The sequence below is a fragment of the Actinokineospora sp. NPDC004072 genome (assembly GCF_053604195.1).
Genome location: NZ_JBSGHB010000002.1, coordinates 339,197 through 358,649, shown reverse-complemented (window position 1 = coordinate 358,649; position 19,453 = coordinate 339,197). Strand labels below are relative to the sequence as shown.

Below are 19,453 nucleotides of genomic sequence, written 5' to 3'. Positions count from 1 at the left end.
GGCCGGACGTACGAAGGGCGTGCCGCCTACGGCGCAGCGCTGGCGCTGGCGGGCAACGAAGCTGAGCGCGCGTTCCGGCGCGCCCGGCTCGCGGAGGTGTGATCAGTCGCGGCGGCGCTCGGCGGCCACTTGGCGGGCCGGGCGCGGGCGGGACTCCGGTCGGGGCTTGGGCCGGTCGAGGTCCAAGGCGACGGCGATGGCGGCCCAGACCAGCCTGCCGACGAACCGGAGCAGGCGGCGCATCAGCTCTCGCGGGCCTCGGCGTCCAGCCAGCCGTGCGCCCTGGCGATGCCGACGACCGTCTGGCGGACCCGCACCACCTGCTCGGCGGTCAGCGTCGGCACCCCGGCCAGCAGCGCCTCGGTCACCTCGTCGCGGAACTCGCGGACCGAGAGCAGGTCGGCGAAGTCGCCGTCGTCGGCGAAGGCCGGGTCGCTGGTGTACTCGGTCGTGCGGCCGGAGACGAGGCTGACGTCGGACGCCTTGAGGCCGCGCTCGCCCTCCTCGACCACGAACTCGACCACCGCGCCGGGCACGAGCTTGCGCTTGTCGAAGTTGATGTCGTTGACGTGCAGGAACACGTCCTCGCCCCCGGTCTCGGGCAGCACGAACCCGTACCCGCGGACGTCGTCGAACCGGATGACCTTGCCCCGGACCACAGCCACACCCCACACCCATCAGCCATTCCCAACGCGCCCATCCTACCGCTGTCACCTGTGGACGGTGTTCCGCGGTCGCCCAGCGGCCGGTTGTGGCAGCCGGGCGGTCGGGCCGCGGGCGTGGAGGACCCACCGGCCGGTGATCCGATCTTGAAACTGCCCGACCGCCGTGCCCTAATGGGCTGAGTCGATTCCGAAGGGGGACGACCGTGAGCACCGCCCGCACCGCGCTCGTGACGGGGGCGAACCGGGGGATCGGGTACGAGGTGGCGCGCAGGCTGGCCGAGACCGGCCTGAACGTGCTGCTCGGCGCCCGTGATCTCGACCGGGGACACGTCGCGGCGGCCGCGATCGGCCGAACGGGGCACAGCGTGCGGGCGGTGGGGCTGGACGTGGCCGACGCCGCCAGCGTGCGGCGGCTGGTCGACCGGCTCGCCGCCGAGGGCACCGCCGTCGACGTGCTGGTCAACAACGCAGGCGTCTACCCGACGCACCCGCTGTTCGCCATCCCCGACGACGTGTTCGAGGAGACGCTGCGGGTGACGCTGCTGGGGGCCTACCGGCTCTGCCGCGACCTGATCCCGGGCATGGTCGAACGCGGCTGGGGGCGGGTCGTCAACGTCTCCTCCGGCGCGGGGGCGGTCACCGACAACGTGCCCTCCCCGCCCGCCTACGGCGTCGCCAAGGCCGCGCTCAACGCGCTGACCATCGCGCTGGCCGCCGCGGTCCCCAGCACGGTCAAGGTCAACGCCGTCTGCCCCGGCTGGGTGCGCACCGACATGGGCGGCCCGGGCGCGCCCCTGTCCCCCGCCCAGGGCGCCGACACCGTCGTCTGGGCGGCCCTCCTGCCGCCCAGCGGCCCGTCGGGGGGCTTCTTCCGCGACCGAAAGCGCATCCCGTGGTGATTACGATCTGAGCCGTGGAGACCAGGACCATCCAGCGGCTGGGCCGCACCGCGGGCGTGATCGGGCTCGGCTGCTGGCAGCTGGGGGCCGACTGGGGCCACGTCGAGGACGCCGAGGCCGTGCTGCACGCGGCCGCCGACGGCGGGGTCACCTTCTTCGACACCGCCGACGTCTACGGCGACGGCCGCAGCGAGAGCGCCGTCGGCCGCTTCCGCAGGGGCCGCGAGGGCATCACCGTCGCCACCAAGATGGGCCGCCGCGTCGAGCAGGTCCCGGAGAACTACACCGCGGCCAACTTCGCCGCCTGGGTCGACCGGTCGCGCCGCAACCTCGGCATGGACACCCTCGACCTGGTGCAGCTGCACTGCCCGCCGAGCCCGGTCTACGCCGACGACGCCGTCTTCGACGCGCTGGACGACCTGGTCGCGCGGCAGGCGATCGCGGCGTACGGGGTGAGCGTGGAGACCTGCGAGCAGGCGCTGACCGCCATCGCCCGCCCCGGCGTGGCGACGGTGCAGATCATCCTGAACTGCCTGCGCCGCAAGCCGCTGGAGCAGGTGCTGCCCGCCGCGGCGGCCGCGGGCGTGGGCATCATCGCGCGCGTCCCGCTGGCCTCGGGCCTGCTGTCGGGCCGCTACACCGCCGGGACGACCTTCGCCGCGGACGACCACCGCACCTTCAACCGCCACGGCGAGGCGTTCGACGTCGGCGAGACGTTCTCCGGCGTCCCCTACGAGGTCGGCCTGGAAGCGGTGTCGCGGCTGCGCGCCGCGGTGCCCGAGGGGTGGACGATGGCCCAGTTCGCCCTGCGCTGGGTCGCCGACCAGCCCGGTGTGAGCGTGGTGATCCCCGGCGCCCGCAGTCCTGAGCAGGCCCGCGCGAACACCTCGGTCGCCGACCTGCCGCCGCTGCCCGCCGAGGCCCACGCGACCGTCCGCGAGGTCTACGACGACCTGATCCGCCCCCTGGTGCACGACCGCTGGTGATGCCCGCGACAGGGCGTGGCACTGCCGCGTGTGCCACAATTTGGTCAGGTGCCCAAATAAGGAGGTGGCCATGCGCGCGCTCATCTGCGGCGCCGGGATCGCGGGGCTGACGCTGGCCTGGTGGCTGCGCCGGGCCGACTGGGACGTCACGGTCGTCGAACGGTCGCCCGGGCCTCGGCCGGACGGCTACATGATGGATTTCTTCGGCTCCGGCTACGACATCGCCGAGCGGATGGGCCTCATCGACCAGATCAGGGCGGCCGACGCGGGCATCACCGCCCTGCGCTACAGCTCCCCCGGCGGCGACCCGCGCGGCGGCGTCGGCTACGCCTCGATGCGCGCGGCCCTACACGGGCGCCTGGTCAGCCTCATGCGCGGCGACCTCGACCGCATCCTGCGCGAGGCGGTCCCCGACCTCGACATCCGCTACGGCACCTCGCTGCGCGACGAGGGCACGCTCACCGACGGCACCCCGGTCGAGGCGGACCTGCTCGTCGGGGCGGACGGCATCCACTCCCGCGTCCGCGAGCTGGTCTTCGGGCCGGAGCGCGCGTTCCTGCGCCCGCTGGGCTACCAGACCGCGTCCTACCTGCTCACCGACCCGGAGCTGGCGCGCGCGGTCGGCGACCGGTTCGTGGTGGTCGCCGAGCCCGGCCGCCAGGCGGGCATCTACCCGGCGGGCGGGCGGCTGGCGACGATGTTCGTCCTCGCCGCGGACGGGCCGCTGGCCGAGGACCCGCGCGGCCTGCTGGTGTCGCGGTTCGCGGGCTTGGGCGAGCTGGTGGACCGGGCGCTGGAGCACTGCCCCGACGACCCGTACTACGACACGGTGGCCCAGGTCGAGCTGCCGGTCTGGCACCGCGGGCGGACCGCGCTCATCGGCGACGCCGCGCACGCCGTGTCGCTGATGGCCGGGCAGGGCGCGTCGCTGGCGATGGCGGCGGCGTGGGTGCTGGCAGGCGAGCTGGCGAAGGCGGACGTGCCCGCCGCGCTGCCCGCCTACGAGGCCCGGATGCGGCCGTTCGCCGAGGCCAAGCAGCGCTCGGGCAGGCGGGCGGCCCGGTGGATGCTGCCCGCCAGCCGGTGGCGGATCGCCCTGCGCAACCGGCTGCTCGGGGTCGCCGACCTGCCGGGCGGGCCTGCGGTCGTGCGCACGGCGATGGCGGGGACCGCCTCAAGCATCGTCGGGTAGGCCGTCGCGGTCGGCCCACTCCAGCAGCGGCTCGATGGAGAAGGCGGTGTCGTCGATGGTGGCGTGCAGGTCGCCCAGCTCGGCGAAGCGGGCGGGCACGGTGGCGATGGTGAAGTCCCGCGGATCGATGTCGGGGATCTCGTCCCAGGTGACCGGCGTGGACACGGTCGCGTCGGGGACGCCGCGCACGGAGTAGGCGCTGGCGATGGTGTGGTCGCGGGCGTTCTGGTTGTAGTCGACGAACAGGGCGGCGGGGTCGCGGTCCTTGCGCCACCAGGTGGTCGTCACCTCGTCGGGGGCGCGGCGCTCCACCTCGCGGGCGAAGGCCAGCGCGGCCCGGCGGACCTGCCCGAAACCCCAGGTGGGCGCGATCCGCACGTAGACGTGCAGACCGCGCCCACCTGAGGTCTTGGGGTAGCCGGTGATGCCCAGCTCGTCCAACACCTCGCGGACCACGCCCGCGACCCGCTGGACGGTCGGGAAAGGACACTCGGGCATCGGGTCGAGGTCGATGCGCCACTCGTCGGGGCGCTCGGTGTCGGCGCGGCGGGAGTTCCACGGGTGGAATTCCACAGTCGACATCTGCACGGCCCAGATGACGTCGGCCAGCTTCGTCACGCACAGCTCGTCGGCGTGGCGGTTGTAGCGGGGGAAGTGCAGCCGCACGGTCTCCAGCCACGGGGGCGCGCCGTGCGGGACGCGCTTCTGGTGGACCTTCTCCCCCGCGATCCCCTCGGGGAACCGGTGCAGCATGCACGGGCGCTCGCGCAGCGCCCGCACGATGCCGTCACCTACGGCGAGGTAGTACTCGACCAGGTCGAGCTTGGTCGCACCGCTGGCGGGGAAGTACACCCGGTCGGGGTTGGTGACCCGCACGGTGTGCGGGCCGACCTCCACCTCCGCAGCCTTGGCCATGCCCCGACCCTAGCGGTCAGGCGTTCTTGATCGCCGAGATCTCGAACTCCAGGGTGACCTTCTCGCTGACCAGCACGCCGCCCGCCTCCAAGGCCACGTTCCAGGTCACGCCGTAGTCCTTGCGGTTGATGACGACCGAGCCCTCGAAGCCGACGCGGGCGTTGCCGAAGGGGTCGGTGGCGCTGCCGGTGAACTCCAGCGGGAAGGTGACCTCGCGGGTGGTGCCCTTGACGGTCAGGTCGCCGGTGACCTCGAAGTCGGCGCCGCCGAGGTGCTTGACGGCGGTCGAGGCGAAGGTGATGGTCGGGTGCTCGGCGACGTCGAGGAAGTCGTTGTTGCGCAGGTGGTCGTCGCGCTGGGAGTTGCGGGTGTCGATGCTGGCGACCTGGATCGTCAGGGCGACGGTGGACTTCTCGGGCGCGGCGCCGTCGATGGTGGCGGTGCCCTCGAACTCGTTGAACGCGCCGCGGACCTTGGTCACCATCGCGTGCCGGGCGACGAAGCCGACGCGGCTGTGGGCCGGGTCGATCGTGTAGGTGCCGGTCAGCGCGGTGAAGTCGGTGCTTGCGGTGGTCATCTCGGTTCCTCCGGGTGGGTTGACTGCGTTCAGTGGAATACTGCACCCAACATAGATGACGAGTCAACTATTCCGGGTAGACTGTTCCCCATGACACGGTGGCTGGACGACGACGAGCAACGGGCGTGGCGCGGGTACCTGCACATGCAGGCCCGGCTCAGCGCCCGCCTCAACCGGCAGCTCCAGGACGACTCGGGCCTGTCGCTGGCCGACTTCGCCGTGCTCGTCGAGCTGAGCGAGGTCGCGGGCGGGCGCACCCGGGTGCTGGCCCTGGCCGAGCAGCTCCAGTGGGAGAAGAGCAGGCTGTCCCACCAGCTCAACCGCATGCGCGCCCGCGGGCTGGTCGACCGCCAGGAGTGCCCCAACGACCGCCGCGGCGCCTTCGTCGCGCTGACCCCGCAGGGCCGGGCCACCATCGAGGCCGCCGCCCCCCGGCACGTGGAGACCGTCCGGGAGTTCCTGTTCGACCGGCTGACCCCCGAGCTGGTCGCCGCGCTGGGCGAGATCGCCGACCGGGTCGCCGCCGGGCTCGCCGAGGACGAGGGCTGACACTCAGCAGAGCACGATTGCGAATGCGCTCCCTGTGACCCCGGTGCCAGCATCCCGGGGATGACGACCGACATCGCGCTGACCCCCGACGCCTTGCTCACCACGACCCGCACGGTCCGCAAGCGCCTCGACCTGTCCCGCGACGTCCCGCTCTCGGAGATCCACACCTGCCTGACGACGGCCAGCCAGGCCCCGCACGGCACCCGGCCCGTCCACTGGGTGGTCGTCACCGACCCGGGCCTGCGCGCGGCCATCGGCGGCCACTACCGTTCGGCGTTCACCGCCAAGCACGCCGGGGCGCCCCGCTCGCGCACCCTCGACAGCGCCGCCTACCTGGCGGCGAACCTGGCCAGGGTGCCGGTGCTGGTGCTGGCCTGCGTGGACGCGGGCGGCCCGCTGCCCAAGGGCAACCAGGCGTCGGTGTGGGGCGGGGTGCTGCCCGCGGTGTGGAGCTACATGCTCGCCGCCCGCAGCCGCGGCCTCGGCACCGCGTGGACCACCGCGCACCTGGCCCACGAGCGCGAGATCGCCGACCTGCTCGGCCTGCCCGCTGGCGTGCACCAGGGCGCGCTCATCCCGACGGCGTACTACCTGGGCGAGTCGTTCCGCCCGGCCGCCCGGCCCGCCCCGGCCGTGCACCGCGACCGCTGGTAGTCGGGCGGCCCCGGACGCGCCGGGGCCGCCCGCCCGGCTCAGTTCGCCCAGGGGGCGACGGGGTACCACGGGATGATCTCGCGCCGGGCCAGCAGGCGGATGTCCCAGTACATGACCGTGAACACCCCGGCGATGATCAGCGCGGACACGGTGAGCACGGCCAGGCGCCGGGGGTCGGCGGCCAGCCAGCGCTGGAGCCTGCCGCCGGTGCCGTAGGCGATGACCAGGAAGATCAGCGCCATGATGACCACGTTGCCCAGCGACTGGAGCACGAACGCCGCGGCGCCGTAGAGCGGGTCGTGGGCCTCGGCGGCGTCGCGGAACATCTGGCGGAACAGCGGGTAGGGCCTGCCGATGAGGAACCCGCCGACCAGCACGCCCATGAACACCAGGGGCGCGTTGGGGAAGCGGGCGGCAACTTTGGCGAACGGGTCGCGCACCTTGCCCGCCGCCGCGAGCCCGATGTAGATCATGACCAGGCCGATCACGCCGAAGACGACCATCGACTGGATGCTGCGCGCCGACAGCTCGCCCGGGACGGTGGGCGCGGTGTCGAACTGCGGCATGCTCGTGCCGATGATCCCCACCAGCGCGCCGTACGGGGCGGAGACGGCCACCATGCCCACCGCCAGCCAGCCGATCGGCCGCAGCGTGGCCCGGAACCGCGACCACCGGGTGCTCGAATCGCTGAGCATCGGGGCGACCGCGCCGAACGCGGCGATGTTGCAGGCGGTGAAGGTGCCCGCGATGCCGGTGACGAACGCGAAGGCGATGCCCGAGCCGATCCCGGCGATCGGGGTGGCCGCGGCGTCGTGGCCCAGCAGGGTGTTGGCGACGTTCGCCCCGATGGTGTGGTCGACGAACCGCGCCGACCACACCACGGTGAGCAGGAAGCCCGCCAACGCGCTCAGGCCGATGACCAAGCCCGGCCGACGGGGGAAGTGGCCGGAGACGAAGGCCGAGGTGGCCTTGGTCTCCACAGTGGATAACGTGCCCGGTGCTGCCATCCAGTGCTCCTTGTCGCAGGAGGAGTCCCTCAGCGGAGCGTTCCGGGTGGGGATCGGCGCGGGCAACCGCCGTTGTGCCTAATCCCGGAGGAAGAACTCCGACACGACCGGCGCCAGGACTTCGGCCTTGACCAGGTGCGTCTGGCCGGGCAAGGTGCGGTGCTCGGCGGACGGGAGGGTGTCGGCGAGCATCCGCATGGCGTTGCGCAGGTAGTCGGGGCTCTTGCCGCCGTCCAGGGCCAGGATGGGCTGCTTCGCCTCGGCCCAGCGGTCGGCGGGCAGGGGCCTGCCGAGGCCGGTGTCGCCGAGGACGCGGTAGTCGTAGCGCAGGGTGGGGGCGACCGCCTTGAGCTTCTTCCACATGGGCGTGAGCTTCATCATGGCGACGGCGAAGCCCGGGGTGCCGACCATCCGCATGAACGAGGTGACCGCCTCGCCGCGCTTGCCCTGCGCGATCAGGGAATCCATGTCCTCGATGAGGGTGGCCGGGCGCGGGGCGTGGGTGCCGTCGACGATGAACGGGCACTCGTAGACGGCCGCTTTGGTGATGGCCTTGAGCTGATTGGCCGCATCGAGGGCCAGCACGCCGCCGGAGGACAGGCCCAGCACGGCGGCATCCCCGCCCGCGGCGTCGATGACGGCGGCGATGTCGTCGATCTCCCTGTCCACCGAGTACGGCTCGGTGTCGCCGCTGCCGCCGCGTCCCCTGCGGTCGTAGGCGTAAACGGTGAAGCGGTCCTGGAACGCCTTGACCAGCTCGGGCGACGGGCCGAAGCCGCGGTGGCAGAGTGCGCCGTCGACGAGGACCAGGGCGGGGCCGGAACCGGTGGCGGCGTAGGCGATGCGGGTGCCGTCGGCTGAGGTCACGTGGGGCATGTCGATCCTTGTGCGGTGGTTCGGGTGGGCCAGTCCCGCCCGTCGGGGGCGAATTGGATGTGGCTGAGCATGACTGTCTTGTTCATGGCGCGGAGGTATCGGTAGAGCGCGTTGTCCGTGCGGATGCCGATGGTCTGCTCGTTGGCGTGGAAGACGACGCCGTCGCTGTCGATGAGCTCGGGCACGCGGTGCCAGTCGATCTCGACCCAGCGGTTGAGCGGGGTGCCGGTGCGGGGGGCGAAGTGCGTCAGGTACTCGCGCAGCGAGGCCGCGTAGAGCGCGCCGCCCTGGCGCATGGCCTCGTACTCCTCAGCCCAGTCGTCACCGGGGATGAACCCGCTGGTGACGACCCGCAGCACGGTGCTGGCGCGGTCCCTGCCCTCGATCAGGTACTCGTAGGCGATGAACCGGCCGTCGGGGGCGTCGGCGGTCCGGTGGGCGAAGCGCTTGCCGGGCTCGGCGGCGGTGACGGCGGATACGGGGTTGTACTCCCCCATGAACATCCGAACGGCCCCGTCCTCGATCTCCGTGCGCCCGAGAAACCACGACTGCACCCCGGGCCCAGTCGAAATCGCCTCCCAGACGTCTTCGACGGAGGCGGGCACGGTCATCTCGACGGTGTCGTGAAAGTGATGCCCCACGTCAGCCCACCTCACCCTGCTGCTCGCCACCCGCCCGCCTGCGCCCGGCCGACCGCTGCGCGTGCGCGCCACCAGCCTGCCCCCGCTGCTGCGGTTCGTCGGCGTCTGCCGACGGTCGCTGACCGGCCTCCCCACCCGCCACCGACCGCCGCTGCGATCCGGCGGCCTGCTGGTCGGTTTCGGCATCTGCCGATGGCCGCCGGATGGCTGCCGCGCCCGCCGCCGGGTCCTGTGGTCTGGCGGCGGGGTGCTGGTCGGTAGCGGGGGGTAGAGTGGGGGCTTCGGGGTGAACGGCGATGACGATGCGGTGCGTACGGCCGTGGTCGGAGTGGTATTTGGCGGCGAGGCGGGTTATGGCCTCGCTGAGGTCGGCGGCGAAGGCGGCGCGGTCGTCCTGGGTGGCGAAGCGGATCTGGCCGTCGAGGGCGTAGGTCGCCACCTTCTTGTTCGCCTTGGCGGAGTGGGTGAGCAGCGCGCCGACGTCGCGGACCAGGCGGGCGGCGAGGGCGAGCAGCCAGCGGGCGGAGAGGCGGTCGGCGGTCTTGGCCGGGTCAGGGGCCAGCTCGGGGGCCACGTCCGGGGAGATCACGTACGACCCGGCGGTCGCCTGGAGCACCCGCTCGGTCATGTTCCCCCGCCGCCGCTCCTCCACCAAGCGGACGAGGCCGTGCTTCTCCAACGTCCGCAGGTGGTAGTTGATCTTCTGCCGGGGGATGCCCAGCTGCCCGGCCAGCGAGCTGGCCGACCCCGGCTCCACCAGCCGCGCGAGCAGCCGCGCCCGGATCGGGTCCAGCCACGACTCGGCCGCAGCCCGGTCGTCGATCACCGCCACGTCATCCATGCCGCGAACGCTAGCTACCGACAACTTCTCTTGTCAAGACAAGTACTGCGGTCAAGACAAACAATATTGTCGGACACCCGGGCCAACCGGACTGATCGGATGGAGCGGGTAATGCGGGCGGGCCGGGCGGAGGGGACGGAGCGGGCGGACCGAGCGGGCGGACCGAGCGGACCGGTCCGAGCGGTCCGAGCGGTCCGAGCGGGTAATGCGAGCGGAGTGGGTAAGCGGGCGGGGCGGCTAAGCGAGCGGAGCGGTGGACCGGGTGCACGGGGCAGACCGGCAGACCGGCAGGTTGGCGGCTGACAGCGCAGACGCGCGGGGGCAGGCGTTGGGTTGGGACTACTACCCGTGGTTGAAAGCCTTGCCACAAAGCGATTTCCGGAAGATCGGTCGCTCGGATGTGTAGCGCGCGAGCGCCGGGGGTAACCATCCAACGAAGACAACGGAAGGAGTTCACGGTCGATGAGCACGATCACCGAATCTGTGGACGTCCACGTCGACGTGCGCACCGCGTACAACCAGTGGACGCAGTTCGAGACATTCCCCCAGTTCATGGAGGGTGTGGACGAGATCAGGCAGCTCGACGACCGCACCACGCACTGGAAGACCACCATCGGCGGCATCACCCGCGAGTTCGACGCGGTGATCGCCGAGCAGCGCCCGGACGAGCGGGTGGCGTGGAAGTCCGTTGACGGGCCCACGCATGCTGGTGTGGTCACCTTCCACCGCATTGATGGCGACACCACCCGGGTCACCGCCCAGATGGAGATCGATCCGGAGGGCTTCGTCGAGAACGTCGCCGACAAGCTCGGTGTGCTCGACCGCCGGGTGAAGGGCGACATGAAGCGGTTCAAGCAGTTCATCGAGAAGGATCGCGGGGGCATGGAGACCGGCGCCTGGCGCGGCGAGGTGGACCCGCCGCCGCAGGCCCCGACCACCAACCCCTTGTGATCGCCTAGACCGCGTGGCCCCCGGTGTTCCCCCCGCCGGGGGCCACGTTTGTGCCCGGCGGGGGCGGGGAACCTCCAGGCACATGGCTCACTTCGGATACACGCTCATGACCGAGCAGGCCGGGCCCGCCGAGCTGGTCGCCTACGCCGCGGCCGCCGAGCGCGCGGGCTTCGACTTCGAGGTCTCCAGCGACCACTACTTCCCCTGGCTCGACGCGCAGGGTCACGCGCCCAACGCTTGGAGCGTGCTGGGGGCGGTCACGCAGGTCACCGAGCGGGTCGAGCTGATGACGTACGTGACGTGCCCGATCATCCGCTACCACCCGGCGATCGTCGCCCAGCAGGCGGCGACCACGCAGATCCTGGCCAACGGCCGGTTCACGCTCGGCCTCGGCGCGGGCGAGAACCTCAACGAGCACGTGGTCGGCCGCGGCTGGCCCAGCGTCGACGTGCGGCACGACATGCTCGCCGAGGCCATCGAGATCATCTCCGCGCTGTTCGACGGCGGCTACGTCACCCGCGGGGGCAGCCACTTCCGGGTGGATTCGGCGAAGCTGTGGGACCTGCCGGACGACCGCGTGCCCATCGCCGTCGCCGTCTCGGGCAAGCAGTCGGTCAACCGCTTCGCCCCGATGGCCGACCACATGATCGCCGTCGAGCCGGACCCGGCGCTGGTGCGCGGGTGGGACGCGGCGAGCAGCGGCACCAGCCGCAAGATCGGCCAGCTCCCCATCTGCTGGGACCGCGACCGCGACGCCGCCATCGCCAGGGCGCACGACCAGTTCCGCTGGTTCGGCGGCGGCTGGAAGGTCAACGCCGAGCTGCCCGGCACCGCCGCCTTCGCCGCAGCCACCCAGTTCGTCCGCCCGGACGACGTCGCGGCGAGCATCCCTTGTGGACCGGACATCGACCCCATCCTCAAGTCCGTCTCCACCTACCTCGACGCTGGCTTCACCGACATCGCCCTCGTCCAAATCGGCGGCGACCACCAGAAGCACTTCTTCGACTTCGCCGAGAAGGACCTCCTCCCCGCCCTCCGCTCCCTCTGACGAGCCGGACAGCTCGCCGAGCCAGCCCAGAAGCACCGATCCAGCAGGCGCGAGCCGTCCCGAGACAAAATCGACCGTGACAACCACTCACCCTTGAGACGCCCCCAGCACAGCGCCTACCCCAATCGTCACCCCGCCCACCCAGGGGCGAACCGCCTTCGAGCCTATCGCGGCGGGGCGACAGAATTCGGGATACGGCGCTGAAGGTGGTTCTGAACTGGGGTTAGACGTCGTTTCTGATGTTGCGTTAGCTTGTTGAACCGCACATGCCGGAGCTGATCGAGCGGCTGGTGCCAGACGAGTTGTGGACGCTGTCCCGGCGGGTGGCACCGCCGACGGAGGTCCTAGCCCACAGGGCGGGGGCCGCCGACGAGTTGGGGACCGTGTTTGTCTGGCGGCGATCATCTTCGTGGCCACCTCAGGCGGGCTCCGCCCAGATTCCGACGGCCGTGCGTCCGTATCGACCGATAGCCTCCGGACGGTCTCCTGGATCTCCGGGAAAGGGCCGCGCCGACCGCGGAGATAACCGCCGGGGCGTCGGCGCGACCCTGTACGGTCGCGACCATGAAGAAGTGGGTGGTCCCTGAGAACTCGAACAAGCGCGTCCAACGCGCGAGCCGGATGATCGGTAAGGGGACGGGCACCCCCGAGGAGATCCGGGAGGCGCGGGAGGTCCTGAGCAACTACCGTCTCGCCCACGCATTTCCTCTGAACGCTGTGACTGTGACCGTGCGGCAGCGAGCGCTCGACGTGAATCCGAACGCCGTCGTGGCCGAGCGCCGGAAGCGCCTGCCCACGATCCTAGACAAGCTGAAGCGCCACCCCACGATGAGCGTGACAACCATGCAGGACTTGGGGGGCTGCCGGGTGGTATTCGACACCGTCGCAGAGGTGGACGAGTTGGTCAGCGTCCTGAGGGACTTGCCACGGAGCAAGAACCGCGTCAAGAAGGTCTACGACTACCTACGTGACGACCCGGGTCCACGCGACTCCGGCTACCGGGGTGTTCACCTAGTGTACGAGTACGGAGCCTCGAAAAGGAATACCACGGCCTGCGGATCGAGCTGCAGGTGCGCACGCTGCTCCAGCACGCTTGGGCGACCGCCGTCGAGACCATGGATTTGTTCTCGGGCAGTGAACTGAAGTACGGGAAGGGCGACAAGGACGTGCTCAGGTTCTTCGTCCTGGTCGGCTCGCTCATGGCGTACGAGGAAGACACAACCCCGGTGCCCGGCGCCCAGGGAACGCGGGAGGAGCTGGCGGCCGAGTTGTCGCGCCTGGAGGCGAACGTGGGCGTTCTGGAGCGGCTACGGGGCTACGCGGCGATCGTCGGCGAGCACGCCAAGACAGACCGCCGGAACACCCTGACCCTTGAGCTCTGGCGAACCGAGGGAAGGCTCACAGTGACGGTGCACGAGACGCTGGCCGCCGCAGAGGCGAGGATCACCGAGTTGGAGGCATTGGACAACGAGGACCTGGACGCGGTGCTCATCAACATCGCCCGGATCAGCCAACTGCGCGACGCGTACCCGAACTACTTCGCTGACACCGGCCGTTTCACCGAGTTCGTCGCGGCGTGCATATGACCTTAGGTCAGTTGGTGAGTCGGCGGTAGATAATGAGGGCTGCGGTTATGCCGACGAAGCCCAGGAAGTGCTCGGCCTTGCGCTCGTAGCGGCGGGGCAGGCGTCGGCATCCGGCCAGCCAAGAGACCGTTCTCTCGACGACCCAGCGGTGTCGGCCGAGCCGCGTGGAGGACTCGATACCTTCGCGGGCGATGCGGTGGCGGATGCGACGCTCGCGAAGCCATTTCCGCAGGTGGCGATAGTCGTAGCCCATGTTTGCGTGAAGCTTGGCTGGGCACCGGCGGCGCGGTCCGCAGCGGGAACGGATGGGCGGGATCCCGCGCACGAGCGGCTGCAGGCCCAGGCTGTCGTGCGTGTTGGCACCAGAGATGTCCAGCGACAGGGGCAGTCCGTTGCGGTCGGTGATCAGGTGGATTTCGACCCCGGCTTGCCGCGGTCGGTCGGATTCGGTCCGGTGAGCGGCCCCCTTTGCCGCCGGACGCTGACGGAGTCGATGGCGCATCGCGACCAGTCCAACTCGCCCCGAGTTGGTCGAAGAACACCCGGTGCGGCCTGGCCCACACCCGCTCTCGGCTCCACTGGGCGAAGCGCCGGTAGGCGGTGGGCCAGGCTGGTCTGAACACCGGAGGCAACTGTCGCTAAGTGCAGCTTGAGGTGGCCACGAAGATGATCGCCGCCAGACAAACACGGTCCCCAACTCGTCGGCGGCCCCCGCCCTGTGGGCTAGGACCTCCGTCGGCGGTGCCACCCGCCGGGACAGCGTCCACAACTCGTCTGGCACCAGCCGCTCGATCAGCTCCGGCATGTGCGGTTCAACAAGCTAACGCAACATCAGAAACGACGTCTTAGGCGCGAGCGCCGCGGCTTGGGTGGGGCAGGGAGCGGCAGGTGGGGACGGGCTCCGGTCGGTCAACGGGAGCGGGCTGCGGAATGGCCGGCCGCGGCGAGAATGGCTCGGGAATGGGCGGCGGCGCGAGTTGTCCACAGGCGGGGAGAAGGGGCGGCGGCGCGAATCGGGGCGGCTCTAGGATCGAACCCGTGCCTCCCGAGACCCAGACCGACGTCCGCGCCGCCGCCCAGGAAGTCCTGCGGCGGGTGTTCGGCTACGAGCAGTTCCGCGGTGAGCAGGCCGAGATCGTCACGCACGTGGCGGGCGGCGGCGACGCGCTGGTGCTCATGCCGACCGGTGGCGGGAAATCGCTGTGCTACCAGATCCCGGCGCTGGTGCGGCGGGGAACCGGCGTGGTCATCTCGCCGCTGATCGCGCTCATGCAGGACCAGGTCGACGCCCTGCGCGCGCTCGGCGTGCGGGCCGGGTTCCTGAACTCCACGCAGGGTTTCGCCGAGCGGCGCGACACCGAGCAGGCGTTCCTCGACGGCGAGCTGGATCTGCTCTACCTGGCGCCCGAGCGGCTCAAGGTGGAGTCGACGGTGCGGCTGCTCGACCAGGGCGAGGTGGCGCTGTTCGCCATCGACGAGGCGCACTGCGTGTCCCAGTGGGGCCACGACTTCCGGCCCGACTACCTGATGCTGTCCGAGCTGCACAAGCGCTGGCCGGACGTCCCCCGCATCGCGCTGACGGCCACGGCGACGGAGGCCACCCGCGAGGAGATCGCCACCCGGCTCGACCTCACCGACGCGCGCCACTTCGTCGCCAGCTTCGACCGGCCGAACATCCAGTACCGCATCGTCCCCAAGAACAACCCGCGTCGACAACTGCTCGACCTCATCCGCACCGAGCACGACGGCGACGCCGGGATCGTCTACTGCCTGTCGCGGAACTCGGTGGAGGACACCGCGCACTTCCTGGTGGACAACGGGATCCCGGCCGTCCCGTACCACGCGGGGCTGGACAACCGCACGCGCGCGGCCAACCAGGCGCGGTTCCTGCGCGAGGACGGGCTGGTCGTCGTCGCCACGATCGCCTTCGGCATGGGCATCGACAAGCCCGACGTGCGGTTCGTGGCGCACCTGGACCTGCCGAAGTCGGTGGAGGGGTACTACCAGGAGACCGGGCGCGCGGGGCGCGACGGGCTGCCGTCGACGGCTTGGCTGGCGTACGGGCTGCAGGACGTGGTGCAGCAGCGCAAGCTCATCGACATCTCCGAGGGCGACGAGGCGCACCGGCGCAGGCTGGGGCAGCACCTCAACGCGATGCTGGCGCTGTGCGAGACGGTCGAGTGCAGGCGCGGGCAGCTGCTGAACTACTTCGGCCAGAGCGCGCCGCCGTGCGGCAACTGCGACACCTGCCTGACGCCGCCGGAGTCGTGGGACGGCACGGTCGCCGCGCAGAAGCTGCTGTCCACGATCTTCCGGCTCGACCGCGAGCGCAACCGGCGCTACGGCGCGGGCCAGATCATCGACATCCTGCTGGGCAAGCAGACCGACAAGGTCATCCAGCAGCGGCACGACCAGCTCTCCACCTTCGGCATCGGCACCGAGCTGAAGGACGGCGAGTGGCGGGCGGTCATCCGGCAACTGCTGGCCCAGGGACTCCTCAAGGTCGAGGGCGACTACGGCACCCTGCACCTGACTGAGGCCAGCGCGGACGTCCTCGGCGGCCGCAGGCAGGTCATGCTCCGCCGCGACCCCGAACGAACCGCCCGCCTGACCCGCGCCGTCTCCACCAAGCGGCCTGCCAGCGGGGACATGCCCGCTGGCGCCCAGCCCCTCTTCGAGCGGCTCCGGGCGTGGCGCACGGCGTCGGCGAAGGAGCAGGGCCTCCCGGCCTACGTGATCTTCCACGACGCCACCCTGCGCGCCATCGCCGCGACCAACCCCAAGTCCCTGGCCGAACTGAGCACGATCAGCGGCGTCGGCGAGGCCAAACTGGCCAAATACGGCCAACAGGTCCTCGACACCCTCGCCGACTCCGACCCAGCCCCCACCCCTCCCCCACCCGCCACACGCACCCGCACCTCAACCTCCACCCCCCAACCACCCCTCACCCTCGCCTCCCACGACGACGAGGACATCCCCCTCCCGGAACCGCCGGAGGAGGACTACTAGCGGGAACACGACCCAAGGCCCTTAGCGGGCGCACGGTGCGGTGGCCTGGGACGGTCCGGACGCGGAGGGCCGCCCCTCCTCGGGGCGCGAGCCGCGTGGAGGGGCTCGGCGGGAAGGCAGGGATGCCGGCGAGGCGGGGCCGCACGAAGGCGGGCCGCCCGAATGCCGGGACGCGCGGGTGCCGCCCGAGGGAGCGGCCCGAGGTGACCGCGCGCGGGTGCGGCGCGGCCGAGGGGTGAGGCGCAGCCGAGGGTGAGGCGCGCGAGAGTGCGGGGTGGGGATGAGAAGGCGCAACGAGGTTGGGCGCGAGGGTGCAGTCTGGGTGGGGGTGCGAGGCTGGGGTGGGTGGCAGCACGAGGGTAGGCGGCGGGGTTAGGCGGTGCGGGCTAGCCAGACCGAGGGCTCGGGCCGAACCCCGCGGCGGCGCGAGGGTAAGCGGCCGGGGTCAGGCAGTGCGGGCTAACCAGGCGGGGGGCTCGGGCCGAACCCCGCGGCGGCGCGAGGGTAAGCGGCCGGGGTCAGGCAGTGCGGGCTAACCAGACGGAGTGCGCGGGCCGAACCCCGCGGCGGCGCGAGGATAGGCGGCCGGGGTTAGGCGGTGCGGGCTAGCCAGGCGGGGGGTGCGGTGTTGTGGGCTTCGCACCATTCGAGGGAGCCGACCGTCCAGAGGAGGGCTAGGACCAGGACGCTGAGGGGGTCGCCGCCTTCGTCGCGGAGGGATAGTTCCAGTTGGAGGTCCACGTCCTCCGGGCGGCCGTTGAGGTCGGCGAGGACGGCGCGGACCAGGGCTCGGACGGGTGGGGTGAGGGCGTCGATGGGGACCTCGTCGCCGTTGGCGTCGCGGAGGTCGAGGAGGTAGAGGTGGTCGGGGTTGTCGCCGCCGCGGTGCAGGAGCATGGTCGCGGTCGCGGCGACCAGTTCGCGGATCACGGCGCGGAGGCGGTCGCGCTCGTCCGGGCCGCCCAGCAGTTCTAAGGGGGCCTCGACGTCGGGGGCCGCGGCCCCGCGGGTCACGGCGACCAGCTTGCGGGCTATGCCGCGTGGGTGGTCGGTCATGCCACTCGCTCCTCAGGAGTTCGTCCGCGCTTGTTGTGGTCAGGTACCCCGCGAGCTCCGGGCGCATGCAACCCCGATCCACCCGCCGCACCCGGGGCTCGCACCCGCAGCCTGCCGCCTCGGGTGCAGGCCTCCGCCTCGGCAGCCGCACCCAGGGCTCGCACCCGCACCCGGCTACCACCGGTGCAGACGCCCGTACAGAGCAGCCGCACCCAGGGCTCGCACGCGCACCCCAGCTGCCACGGGTGCAGACGCCCGCCCCGAACAGCCGCACCCGGGACTCGCACCCGCACCCGGCTACCACGGGTGCAGACGTCCGTCCCGAACAGTCCGCACCCGAGGCTCGCACCCGCAGCCCGCTGCCACGGGTACAGACGTCCGCCTCGGGCAGCCGCACCCAGGGCTCGCACCCGCACCTAACTGCCACAGGTGCAGACGTCCGCCTCGGGCGGGCGCACCCGGGGCTCGCACCCGCACCTTCGCGCCGCACCTGAGGTGCCACCTCGGCCCGCACCGAGCGGCTCGGGCCTGCTGGCTGAGCGCAGGAGACGGACCTTGTCAGGGTGGTGACACGATTGGTTGAGGCTCGCTACTCAGCGTTGCACGCTTCTGGGCGGGGTCCATAGGGTGCGGGGCATCACATGGGACTCCATCCGGGTGAATCCCGGCGTCCAGAAAGGTGCGCATGTCGATCCCCACCAACCGGCGGCGCTTCATCGGCTACCTGGTCGCCGCGCCCACGCTGGTCGTGGCGGCCCGGTTGGGCGGTGACGAGGCCGCGGAGGCGCTGCCCGCCCCCGCCGACCTGGTCGACCTCGGCGACCTCCTCACCCTCGCCGCCGCCCCCACCGCGCACCTGATCACCCTGTCCGTCGGCGAGGACGGGATCACCACGCTCAACCTGCCCCGGGCGGAGGTCGGGCAGGGGCTCACGACCGCGACGGCCATGCTCGTCGCCGATGAGCTGGACCTCCCGCTGGAGCGGGTGCGGGTCGTGCTGGACGATGCGCGGCCGGAGCTGCTGTTCAACCAGCTCACCGGCGGGTCCAACGCCATCCGCTCGGTCTACCGGCCCATCCGCAGCGCCGCCGCGGCCGCCCGCGCCCGGCTGGTCGCGGCAGCGGCGGCCCGGTGGGGCGTCGCGGCGTCCACCCTGCGCACCGAGGACGGGGCCGTCGTGGGCGCGGGCCGCCGGGCCACCTACGCCGAGCTGACCCGCGACGCCGCCCGCGTCGACCTCGGCCCCACCACCGCCACCCCCAAGTTCGCGCAGGCGGTCTTCCAGACCACGATCAAGTCCCCGTACGACTTCGGGCTCACCACGCAGCTGCTCAACGAGATCCCGCTGCGCATGCACACCGGCTCCTGGCGCTCGGTCTACTCGGCCACGACCCGCGGCGCGGAGGAGGTGTTCGTCGACGAGCTGGCCCGGCGGCTGCGCACCGACCCCGTGGCCTTCCGCCGCCGCTTCCTCAAGACCGCCCGCCAGCGCGCCGTGCTGGACAAGGTCGCCGCCGAGGGCCAGTGGGGCAGGCCGCTGCCCGCGGGCGTCGCCCAGGGTGTCGGGTTCCACGACGAGTACCGCTCGTGCACGGCGTGCCTGGTCGAGATCGACACCCGCGACCGGCCGCGGGTGACCAAGGCGGTGATCGCCGGGGACTACGGCCTGCCGATCAACCCGCGCGGCCTGGAGGCCCAGCTGCTCGGCGGGCTCACCGACGCGATCGCCACGACGCTGACCGCGGGCCTGCACATCCACCGCGGCCTGCCGCTGGAGGGCAGCTACTCCCAGTTCCACTACGCCCGCCAGGCCGACACCCCCACCGACGTGCGGATCTTCATCATGCCGCCGTCCGGGGAGCCCGGCGGCGCAGGCGAGCTGGGCGTGCCCGCCGCGGTCGGCGCGGTCGCCAACGCCTACGCCCGCGCGACCGGGGCGGTCCCCCGGTCCTTCCCCATCGACTTCCCCGTCGACTTCGAGCCGTTCCCGCGCTGAGGAGC

At 71.7% G+C, this 19,453-nt stretch carries 20 protein-coding genes and 2 pseudogenes; 12 read left to right on the top strand and 10 right to left on the bottom strand.

Going from position 1 to position 19,453, the window contains the following annotated elements:
• Positions 1–102: 102 nt before the first annotated feature.
• Both ACWEPX_RS04060 and ACWEPX_RS04055 read right to left on the bottom strand, forming a co-directional pair.
• Complete coding sequence (locus tag ACWEPX_RS04060; RefSeq protein ID WP_451895588.1) at positions 103–243, bottom strand: hypothetical protein; 141 nt, start codon at positions 241–243, stop codon at positions 103–105.
• Positions 243–665: a cold shock domain-containing protein gene (locus ACWEPX_RS04055; protein ID WP_451895587.1), complete on the bottom strand. Its 423-nt coding sequence runs from the start codon at positions 663–665 to the stop codon at positions 243–245. The genes ACWEPX_RS04060 and ACWEPX_RS04055 overlap by 1 nt, the downstream gene beginning before the upstream one ends.
• A 203-nt stretch (positions 666–868) precedes the next feature.
• On the opposite strand from ACWEPX_RS04055, the gene ACWEPX_RS04050 reads away from it, so the two are divergent.
• The 3 genes from ACWEPX_RS04050 (at position 869) to ACWEPX_RS04040 (ending at position 3,742) form a co-directional block, all read left to right on the top strand.
• The gene (locus ACWEPX_RS04050) at positions 869–1,564 is read left to right on the top strand and encodes an SDR family NAD(P)-dependent oxidoreductase (RefSeq protein WP_451895586.1); all 696 of its coding nucleotides are present in this window, start codon (positions 869–871) and stop codon (positions 1,562–1,564) included.
• A 14-nt stretch (positions 1,565–1,578) separates the two neighbouring features.
• The gene (locus ACWEPX_RS04045; protein ID WP_451895585.1) at positions 1,579–2,550 is read left to right on the top strand and encodes an aldo/keto reductase; all 972 of its coding nucleotides are present in this window, start codon (positions 1,579–1,581) and stop codon (positions 2,548–2,550) included.
• Between the two features lie 70 nt (positions 2,551–2,620).
• Positions 2,621–3,742, top strand: coding sequence for an FAD-dependent oxidoreductase (locus ACWEPX_RS04040; protein WP_451895584.1), 1,122 nt, complete (start codon positions 2,621–2,623; stop codon positions 3,740–3,742).
• Here ACWEPX_RS04040 and ligD read toward each other — a convergent pair.
• Together ligD and ACWEPX_RS04030 are read right to left on the bottom strand one after the other, a co-directional pair.
• Positions 3,725–4,657: a non-homologous end-joining DNA ligase gene (ligD, locus tag ACWEPX_RS04035; RefSeq protein WP_451895583.1), complete on the bottom strand. Its 933-nt coding sequence runs from the start codon at positions 4,655–4,657 to the stop codon at positions 3,725–3,727. The genes ACWEPX_RS04040 and ligD overlap by 18 nt on opposite strands.
• A gap of 16 nt (positions 4,658–4,673) precedes the next feature.
• A complete protein-coding gene (locus tag ACWEPX_RS04030) occupies positions 4,674–5,234 on the bottom strand; it encodes a YceI family protein (protein ID WP_451895582.1) in 561 nt (186 codons plus the stop codon).
• A gap of 90 nt (positions 5,235–5,324) precedes the next feature.
• Here ACWEPX_RS04030 and ACWEPX_RS04025 point away from each other — a divergent pair, with 90 nt between their 5' ends.
• Together ACWEPX_RS04025 and ACWEPX_RS04020 are read left to right on the top strand one after the other, a co-directional pair.
• On the top strand, positions 5,325–5,783 hold the full coding sequence (locus ACWEPX_RS04025; protein WP_451895581.1) for a MarR family winged helix-turn-helix transcriptional regulator: 459 nt from the start codon (positions 5,325–5,327) through the stop codon (positions 5,781–5,783).
• A gap of 60 nt (positions 5,784–5,843) precedes the next feature.
• Positions 5,844–6,437 (top strand): nitroreductase family protein, encoded by a 594-nt coding sequence (locus tag ACWEPX_RS04020; RefSeq protein ID WP_451895580.1) that lies wholly within the window; start codon positions 5,844–5,846, stop codon positions 6,435–6,437.
• 38 nt (positions 6,438–6,475) lie between these two features.
• Here ACWEPX_RS04020 and ACWEPX_RS04015 read toward each other — a convergent pair whose 3' ends face one another.
• From ACWEPX_RS04015 to ACWEPX_RS04000, 4 genes and pseudogenes are all read right to left on the bottom strand, one after another.
• Positions 6,476–7,444: a hypothetical protein gene (locus ACWEPX_RS04015; RefSeq protein WP_451895579.1), complete on the bottom strand. Its 969-nt coding sequence runs from the start codon at positions 7,442–7,444 to the stop codon at positions 6,476–6,478.
• Positions 7,445–7,522: 78 nt separating this feature from the next.
• On the bottom strand, positions 7,523–8,320 hold the full coding sequence (locus tag ACWEPX_RS04010; protein ID WP_451895578.1) for an alpha/beta fold hydrolase: 798 nt from the start codon (positions 8,318–8,320) through the stop codon (positions 7,523–7,525).
• Positions 8,308–8,961, bottom strand: coding sequence for an SRPBCC family protein (locus ACWEPX_RS04005; RefSeq protein ID WP_451895577.1), 654 nt, complete (start codon positions 8,959–8,961; stop codon positions 8,308–8,310). Before ACWEPX_RS04005 ends, ACWEPX_RS04010 begins: the two co-directional genes overlap by 13 nt.
• Before the next feature lie 274 nt (positions 8,962–9,235).
• Positions 9,236–9,802 (bottom strand): annotated as a pseudogene (locus tag ACWEPX_RS04000) (ArsR/SmtB family transcription factor); the annotation flags it as partial.
• A 462-nt stretch (positions 9,803–10,264) separates the two neighbouring features.
• Between ACWEPX_RS04000 and ACWEPX_RS03995 the strand changes: the two are divergent.
• The 5 genes and pseudogenes from ACWEPX_RS03995 (at position 10,265) to ACWEPX_RS03975 (ending at position 13,387) form a co-directional block, all read left to right on the top strand.
• On the top strand, positions 10,265–10,753 hold the full coding sequence (locus ACWEPX_RS03995; protein WP_451895576.1) for an SRPBCC family protein: 489 nt from the start codon (positions 10,265–10,267) through the stop codon (positions 10,751–10,753).
• A gap of 82 nt (positions 10,754–10,835) precedes the next feature.
• Positions 10,836–11,801, top strand: coding sequence for a TIGR03557 family F420-dependent LLM class oxidoreductase (locus tag ACWEPX_RS03990; protein ID WP_451895575.1), 966 nt, complete (start codon positions 10,836–10,838; stop codon positions 11,799–11,801).
• A gap of 266 nt (positions 11,802–12,067) precedes the next feature.
• Positions 12,068–12,225 (top strand): annotated as a pseudogene (locus ACWEPX_RS03985) (IS5/IS1182 family transposase); the annotation flags it as partial.
• A 140-nt stretch (positions 12,226–12,365) separates the two neighbouring features.
• Positions 12,366–12,944, top strand: a complete 579-nt coding sequence (locus tag ACWEPX_RS03980; RefSeq protein WP_451895574.1) for a hypothetical protein — start codon at positions 12,366–12,368, stop codon at positions 12,942–12,944.
• Complete coding sequence (locus tag ACWEPX_RS03975) at positions 12,872–13,387, top strand: hypothetical protein (RefSeq protein WP_451895573.1); 516 nt, start codon at positions 12,872–12,874, stop codon at positions 13,385–13,387. The genes ACWEPX_RS03980 and ACWEPX_RS03975 overlap by 73 nt, the downstream gene beginning before the upstream one ends.
• 7 nt (positions 13,388–13,394) lie before the next feature.
• Here the strand turns inward: ACWEPX_RS03975 and ACWEPX_RS03970 are convergent, their stop codons facing one another.
• Positions 13,395–13,889, bottom strand: coding sequence for an IS5 family transposase (locus ACWEPX_RS03970; RefSeq protein WP_451895572.1), 495 nt, complete (start codon positions 13,887–13,889; stop codon positions 13,395–13,397).
• 536 nt (positions 13,890–14,425) lie between these two features.
• Between ACWEPX_RS03970 and recQ the strand changes: the two genes are divergently transcribed.
• Positions 14,426–16,396 (top strand): DNA helicase RecQ, encoded by a 1,971-nt coding sequence (gene recQ, locus ACWEPX_RS03965; protein ID WP_451895571.1) that lies wholly within the window; start codon positions 14,426–14,428, stop codon positions 16,394–16,396.
• 591 nt (positions 16,397–16,987) lie between these two features.
• Here recQ and ACWEPX_RS03960 read toward each other — a convergent pair.
• Positions 16,988–17,452, bottom strand: a complete 465-nt coding sequence (locus ACWEPX_RS03960) for a hypothetical protein (RefSeq protein ID WP_451895570.1) — start codon at positions 17,450–17,452, stop codon at positions 16,988–16,990.
• A gap of 685 nt (positions 17,453–18,137) precedes the next feature.
• On the opposite strand from ACWEPX_RS03960, the gene ACWEPX_RS03955 reads away from it, so the two are divergent.
• Positions 18,138–19,448, top strand: coding sequence for a molybdopterin cofactor-binding domain-containing protein (locus tag ACWEPX_RS03955; protein WP_451895569.1), 1,311 nt, complete (start codon positions 18,138–18,140; stop codon positions 19,446–19,448).
• Positions 19,449–19,453: the final 5 nt, after the last annotated feature.